We start from the raw sequence: 6,483 nt of genomic DNA, 5'->3' as shown, positions 1-6,483 counted from the left end.
AAAAAGGGAGCGAATCTGCTCTGGGCCAGCTCGCGTGAACTGTTCAACGTCTATGAGGCGGACCGGCTCGGCGTCGATATCATCACCTGCACGCCGGCCATTATCGAAAAACTGAAGAAGGTCGGCAAACCGCTCGAACAGGTCTCGCTGGATACAGTCAAGGGGTTCAATAAAGATATCCGGGCGCTCGGCTATTCCATCCTGACGGACGCGGAAAAGAACGAACCGGCCGGCCGCATGCCGGTGGAATAAGGCTTCACACCGGAACATGCCGTGCTCATATCTCTGAGACTATATCGTTCAATTCCGGAAACAGTGGCAGCCCTGAAAAATTTAAGCGATAAATGTTTGATCTAACGCTGACGGCATCATATCATGTGTTCTCCTAAATCACGTTCCAAGAGATATTTTTGAATGAGAAGCAACCAGTTGGCGCGGCATCCTTTGCCTGATATAAATGTAAACGTTAACAAAACCTTCTTAATATATAGATGGTCTGTCTTTGTCTTTACCTTGAAAAATAAAAACATTATCGCTTCCATGCCGGAGACAGACTGAAGGGATAAGTTGGAAAGATCCTTTCAGATGTCAGGTCATATTTTGCGTATCTTGAAAAGCTCAGCATATGTCTGGTCATTAAACAATTTTAGGGAAAGAGGCAGATTGAAATGAAAACGAATTCATTGCCGCCCGTCCGATGGTTCCGATTGATACCCGTTGTTTTTATCACTTACAGCCTTGCCTATTTGGATCGGGCCAATTATAGTTTTGGGGCTGCATCGGGCATGGCGAAAGATTTGAATATTACAGCAGGTATGACTTCTCTCCTTGGAGCATTGTTCTTTCTCGGCTATTTCTTTTTCCAGGTGCCAAGCGCCGGATATGCGGAAAAGCGCAGTGCAAAGAAGCTGGTTTTCTGGTCACTGATTATCTGGGGCATCCTTGGCAGCCTGATCGGTGTCGTGACGAACATTTACATGCTCTTCGCCATACGTTTTCTTCTTGGTATTGTCGAAGCAGCCATTATGCCCGCCATGTTAATTTTCTTAAGTCACTAGTTTACGAATGAAGAGCGTTCACGTGCAAATACATTTTTGATTTTAGGCAATCCGATTACCATACTCTGGATGTCTGTTGTGTCCGGATATCTTCTGAACAGTCTGGGCTGGCGCTGGATGTTCATTCTTGAAGGCTTTCCCTTCATCATATGGGCGTTTATCTGGTGGAAATTAGTGGATGACAAGCCAAATCAGGCACGTTGGCTGAAAGACAGTGAGAAAAGGGTTCTGAACGATGAGTTGATTAAAGAGCAGAAAGGTTTTAAAGCTGTGCCGAATTTCAGGGAGGCTTTCAAACAGAAAGCGGTTGTTTACCTTTGCCTGCAGTACTTTTTCTGGAGCATTGGCGTGTATGGATTTGTCATGTGGCTGCCATCGATTATCAAAGCGGCACCGCATATCAACATTGTTGAAACGGGCTGGCTGTCTTCATTGCCCTACCTTCTGGCAGCCGTTCTGATGGTTGTCGCTTCCTATTTCTCAGATAAACTGCTGAAAAGGAAAGCGTTTGTCTGGCCGTTTCTACTTATCGGTGCTGTTGCTTTCTACGCATCCTATCTTGTCGGGCCGTCCAGTTTCTGGCTGTCGTTCACGCTGATGGTTGTCGCCGGCGGGGCTATGTATGCGCCATACGGACCGTTCTTTGCCATCGTTCCAGAACTGCTGCCGAGGAACGTGGCAGGCGGTGCAATGGCACTGGTCAACAGCATGGGGGCTCTGGGATCGTTTGTCGGGGCCTATTTCGTAGGATTTCTTAACGGGGTGACCGGAGGCTTTTCCGCGTCCTACATGTTTATGGCTATCTCACTCATCCTTGCTGTGATCTTCACGATCATCGTCAAAAGCACTAAAACAAATGAAGATGCCTTGGATGATAACAGCCAATTGTCAATCGATAAACACGTCGTCACGGAAATGAATCCGATATCCTTTCCGGATGATGAGTAATAGATAGAAAATATTTCGTAAAAGAAAGTGTAAACGGTGCCAATAGAAACTGCCGATCACGTGAAATCCGGGGAAACTGCGCCTTTGTTCCGGAACCCGTCGGCGGCAGTGTTTTAGCTGTTGCAATCACACAGTGGCAGTTGCCGATTTCTGAATATAAGAGTTTTATCTAGTATCGGAGCGGTTTTTTCAGGCTGCTCCGATTTTTGCCGTAAGTAAGACGGATAAACTTCATTCTAAGAAAAGCTTGGCTGTCCTGAAGTTCGATAACGAATCAACAACTGAAGATCATCGCCCTGCCTAAATTAGATGGCCCGTGCCTTCACTTTCCTGAGAATTTCGGGATTTCATGGTTCGGACAAATGTGCCGCTGTTCAGTCGAGCCGGCAGGGATCCGTTCAGTCGCTTTGTTCAGAGGCTTCCCGGAAATGAGGGTGCAGGGGTGGAGAAGAGTGTCCGTCAATATTGGGTATCGACATCATTTTACTTTTTTCGGCCAGATGAAAAAATCTTTTACAATAATGCGAGTCTGTGATTCGTAAAAAAAAGAGCCTTTTCCCGGTGGCTCGTACCATTCATTAGAAATTTAAAAGACGCAAATGAACCGGACAGGCCTGTGAATTTAAAAAGAAAATGAGAGTGATAAAATAAGGAAACAGGGGGTTTCGACTGACCGGATACACACGGCCCCCATCTTCAAGTCTGGTTTCAACCGGCTGGATGCTCGCGGCTTTTGCTGAGCCTTCGCTTCTATATTGCCGCCGCAATCGCTGCAGCCGGACACTCACGGCCCTCACGCCCCCTTAAAGGGTCCGCATCTTCGGTTTCGATGGCAAATGTTTGAATACACGCGGCTTTTTTAAATCCTGCAACGAAAAGTGATGAAGCAATCGATGGACAATCAACCTGAAAGCATTGATATATACGGTGCCCGTACAAACAATCTGAAGGATATCTCACTGCATGTACCGCTGAGAAAGCTGGTGACGATTGCCGGCGTTTCCGGGTCAGGAAAGTCGTCGCTTGCGATGGGGGTGCTTTATGCCGAGGGAAGCCGGCGTTATCTGGAAGGCCTGTCTGCGTTTACAAGACGGAAAATTCATCAGGCGGAACGGCCGGCAGTTGAACGAATCGACTTCCTGCCGCCGGCACTTGCGCTGCGGCAGCGTCCGCCGATTCCTGGCCGGCGCAGTACGGTCGGGACGATCACCGAGATTTACAATCTGCTGAGGCTGATTTTTTCCCGGATCGGGACACATCGCTGTCCGAACGGTCATCAAGTGCCGCCGGTATTAGAGTCGATTCTCAGAGAAGAAGTGATTTGTCCGGTATGCGGGGTCCGCTTTACGCTTCCGAGCGCGGAATCTTTTTCATTCAATTCGGCGCTCGGCGCGTGTCCCGTATGCGGCGGATTGGGTGAACGGTCCGAAGTGGACCGCTCGCTCGTCGTTCCGGATCCGGAACGCACGCTGCAACAGGGGGCGGTTGCTTCCTGGCGTGCCGCCGGCCGCGGCTATCTTGTCAGAATAGCGGCTCAGCTCGGTGTGCGGACGAATGTTCCCTGGAAAGATCTGTCGGAAAAAGAGCGGGAGATCGTCCTTGACGGCAAAAGGACGAAACGGCCGCTGATTTTCCACAACCGGGAAACGGGTGATGAATATCCGATAACCTTTGCCTATGACAATGCTGTCGATGCGGTCAGACAGGCGCTGGCAAACGATAAACATCAAATCAGATACGCAAGAATGAAGAAATTCCTCACTGTTCGGCCGTGCGATGTTTGCGGCGGGACACGTCTGCGCCCGGAAGCGCTCAGAACCACACTGTCCGGAAAAAACATTGCCGAGGCGTCGGCTCTTTCCCTGCTTGAGATGGATCGGTTTGCAGAGGAGGTGCCGGAAAGCGTCCCTGTCTCCGTGCAATCCGTTGCCGCCCGACTGACGGACAAATTGCGTCATGAGATTGCCCCACTGCTGGAGCTGGGCGTCGGCTACCTGACTCTGGATCGGTCCGGAGCGACGCTGTCGACGGGAGAACGGCAGCGGCTCGAACTGACGGAAACGGCGGCAGCCCGTTCGACAGGTATTCTTTACATTCTGGACGAACCGTCTATCGGCCTTCATCCGGCCAATGTTGCCGGCCTGCAGAAGATCATGCACCGTATGGTAGAGAACGGGAACAGCCTGGTCGTTGTTGATCACAATATGGAAATTATACGCGATTCGGATTATGTCATAGAAATGGGTCCGGGAGCGGGAGAAGACGGAGGGGCTTTAGTCGCCTCAGGAACGCCTGATCAACTTGCGGCGAATGCCGCTTCATTGACGGGGGCCTATCTGTCCGGGAAACGATCGGTCCGCGCCCGCCGGCCCCTTCCGCTCGATAAAGAAAATTTCTTAGCCATTTCGGGTGTGAACCTTCATAATCTGCATGATGTTTCGGCAAGGTTTCCGTTGAATCGGATGACTGCCGTGACCGGCGTTTCCGGAGCGGGAAAAACGGCGCTTGTTTTGGAGAGCCTGGTGCCGGCTGTCCGATCGGCTTTATCAGGCAGGAATCTGCCGGATTGTATCGGCCGGCTGTCGGGCTGGGAGAAAATCAGGCGTGTGCTGACGGTGGATTCGACTCCGATCGGACGCAACTCGCGTTCAACGCCCGCCACGTATACGGGGCTGTTTGATGACATCAGATCTCTCTTTGCTTCGACTGCCGCCGCCCTCCGGCGAGGCTGGGCGGCCAGCCGGTTTTCGTTCAATGTAGCGGGCGGACGCTGCGATGCGTGTGAGGGACGGGGCGAAATGTCGCTTGATATGCAGTATCTTCCGGAGGAACGGGTGCAGTGTCCGCAATGCGGAGGCACACGCTACAAAAAAGAGACACTGGAAGTGGCATATAAAGAGAAATCGATTGCGGATGTCCTGCGGATGAATGTCGATGAGGCACTTGCCTTTTTTGCGGATGTTCCCGCCCTTGCCTCCGGACTGAAAATGCTTCATGATGTCGGCCTCGGCTATCTGCGCCTTGGGGAACCCACTCCCGGATTGTCCGGAGGCGAGGCTCAGCGGATCAAGCTTGCGGGGGAGCTGCGGCACATCCGCCCGGGCACACTCTATGTGCTTGATGAGCCGAGCACCGGGCTTCATCCGAAGGACGTAGAGACTTTGCTCGGCGTGCTTAACCGGCTGCTGTCGAACGGGTCCACGATTTTGTTTATCGATCATGATCCGGATATGATCGCGAGCGCCGATTATGTCATTGACATCGGTCCCGGCGGCGGTCCGGACGGCGGGAAAATTATCGCCGCCGGCACGCCTGCTCAGATAGCAGCCCATCCGAAAAGTATGACCGGAAAGTTTTTAGCGGGACATGGGTTGATATAAACGGCGCATTCATACCATTTCAGGCACATATTCCTTGAGAAAGCGGTCGAGCACTTTCTCATAAGCTTCCGGATTATCCGAATAAGAACATGCGTGGCCGCCGTTTTCAGCGATGAACAGCTGCTTCTTATCTGCTTTGGCCTGATAGAGTTTCTCGGTCATTCCGGCCGGTATGAACGGGTCATTTTTACTGTGGATAAAGAGAACGGGATGCTTAATATTCGGCACGCCGAGAAGCGGCGAAACGCGGCTCAGCCTGTAGCCGTCGCGGAGCCTCAGGAACAGTGCAGTGACAGGTAGAATCGGCCATTCAGGCAGATGATAGTCGTTTTTCAGCAGATAACGAAGCTCATCGGTAAAATCGGAAAAAGGGCAGTCGGCAATATAAAAATCGGCGCTGTCCTCCACAAGGCCAGCATACTGAAGCAATGTTGCCGCCCCCATCGATTCGCCGTGAATGCCGAGCAGAATGTCTTCGCCGAACCGCTGATGGACCCAGCGGACAACTGCGGCAAGGTCGTCTTTTTCATAATAGCCGTAGCTGCTCGTCCTGCCGCCTGTCCGGCCGTGGCGGCGCTCATCATAGAGGACAACGTTGAAACCGCGGTTGAGAAACAGTTTGGCGTACTTGATGGAAGTCAGCAGGCTGACGGTCACCCCGTGGCAGAAAATCATGAATTTTTTTGAACCTGAAGGATCGGCGGGGATATAATAGCCGTGAATGCGATAGCCGAACGGCGATTCGAACGAAATGACTTCCTTGTTCTGAGCTTCGAAGTCGCGCATAGAAAAAAAGCGGTGCGTTTTTGTTTCCGACTCGATAATTTTTTCTTCCGTACTTTTTTTGTAGTACATAATTTTGTTTGATAAATATACACCGACGGCGGCCAGCGCTCCGGCAGCGCCCGCCGTTGAGGTTAATAAAAATTTGGCTGCAGGCTTCATTTGTATTCCTCCGATGTGCACTTTTTTTATCTACTGATATTTTGCGTTAGAAAACAGTTATTCTTTAACTTGTAAACTAAAACTTGAAAGTTAAAAAAGTGCCCTAACACCTTGCCGGTTCTACGTTTTCCACAAGTAAATTAGTTCAAGTT

Annotated in this window: 2 protein-coding genes and 2 pseudogenes; 3 read left to right on the top strand and 1 reads right to left on the bottom strand. The window is 50.9% G+C overall.

What is annotated here, in order from left to right:
- The 3 genes and pseudogenes from Q6A92_RS17065 to Q6A92_RS17055 form a co-directional block, all read left to right on the top strand.
- Positions 1–252, top strand: a pseudogene (locus Q6A92_RS17065) (transaldolase); the annotation flags it as partial.
- Between the two features lie 416 nt (positions 253–668).
- Positions 669–2,006 (top strand): annotated as a pseudogene (locus tag Q6A92_RS17060) (MFS transporter).
- A gap of 893 nt (positions 2,007–2,899) precedes the next feature.
- Positions 2,900–5,386 (top strand): excinuclease ABC subunit UvrA, encoded by a 2,487-nt coding sequence (locus Q6A92_RS17055; RefSeq protein ID WP_332238826.1) that lies wholly within the window; start codon positions 2,900–2,902, stop codon positions 5,384–5,386.
- A 9-nt stretch (positions 5,387–5,395) separates the two neighbouring features.
- On the opposite strand, the gene Q6A92_RS17050 is transcribed toward Q6A92_RS17055, so the two are convergent.
- The gene (locus Q6A92_RS17050) at positions 5,396–6,331 is read right to left on the bottom strand and encodes an alpha/beta hydrolase (protein ID WP_332238825.1); all 936 of its coding nucleotides are present in this window, start codon (positions 6,329–6,331) and stop codon (positions 5,396–5,398) included.
- Positions 6,332–6,483: the final 152 nt, after the last annotated feature.

The sequence above is a fragment of the Sporolactobacillus sp. KGMB 08714 genome (assembly GCF_036598985.1).
Classification (GTDB): domain Bacteria; phylum Bacillota; class Bacilli; order Bacillales; family Sporolactobacillaceae; genus Sporolactobacillus.
The sequence above is the reverse complement of the archived record's forward strand: the minus strand, read 5'-3'. Positions and strand labels throughout refer to the sequence as shown.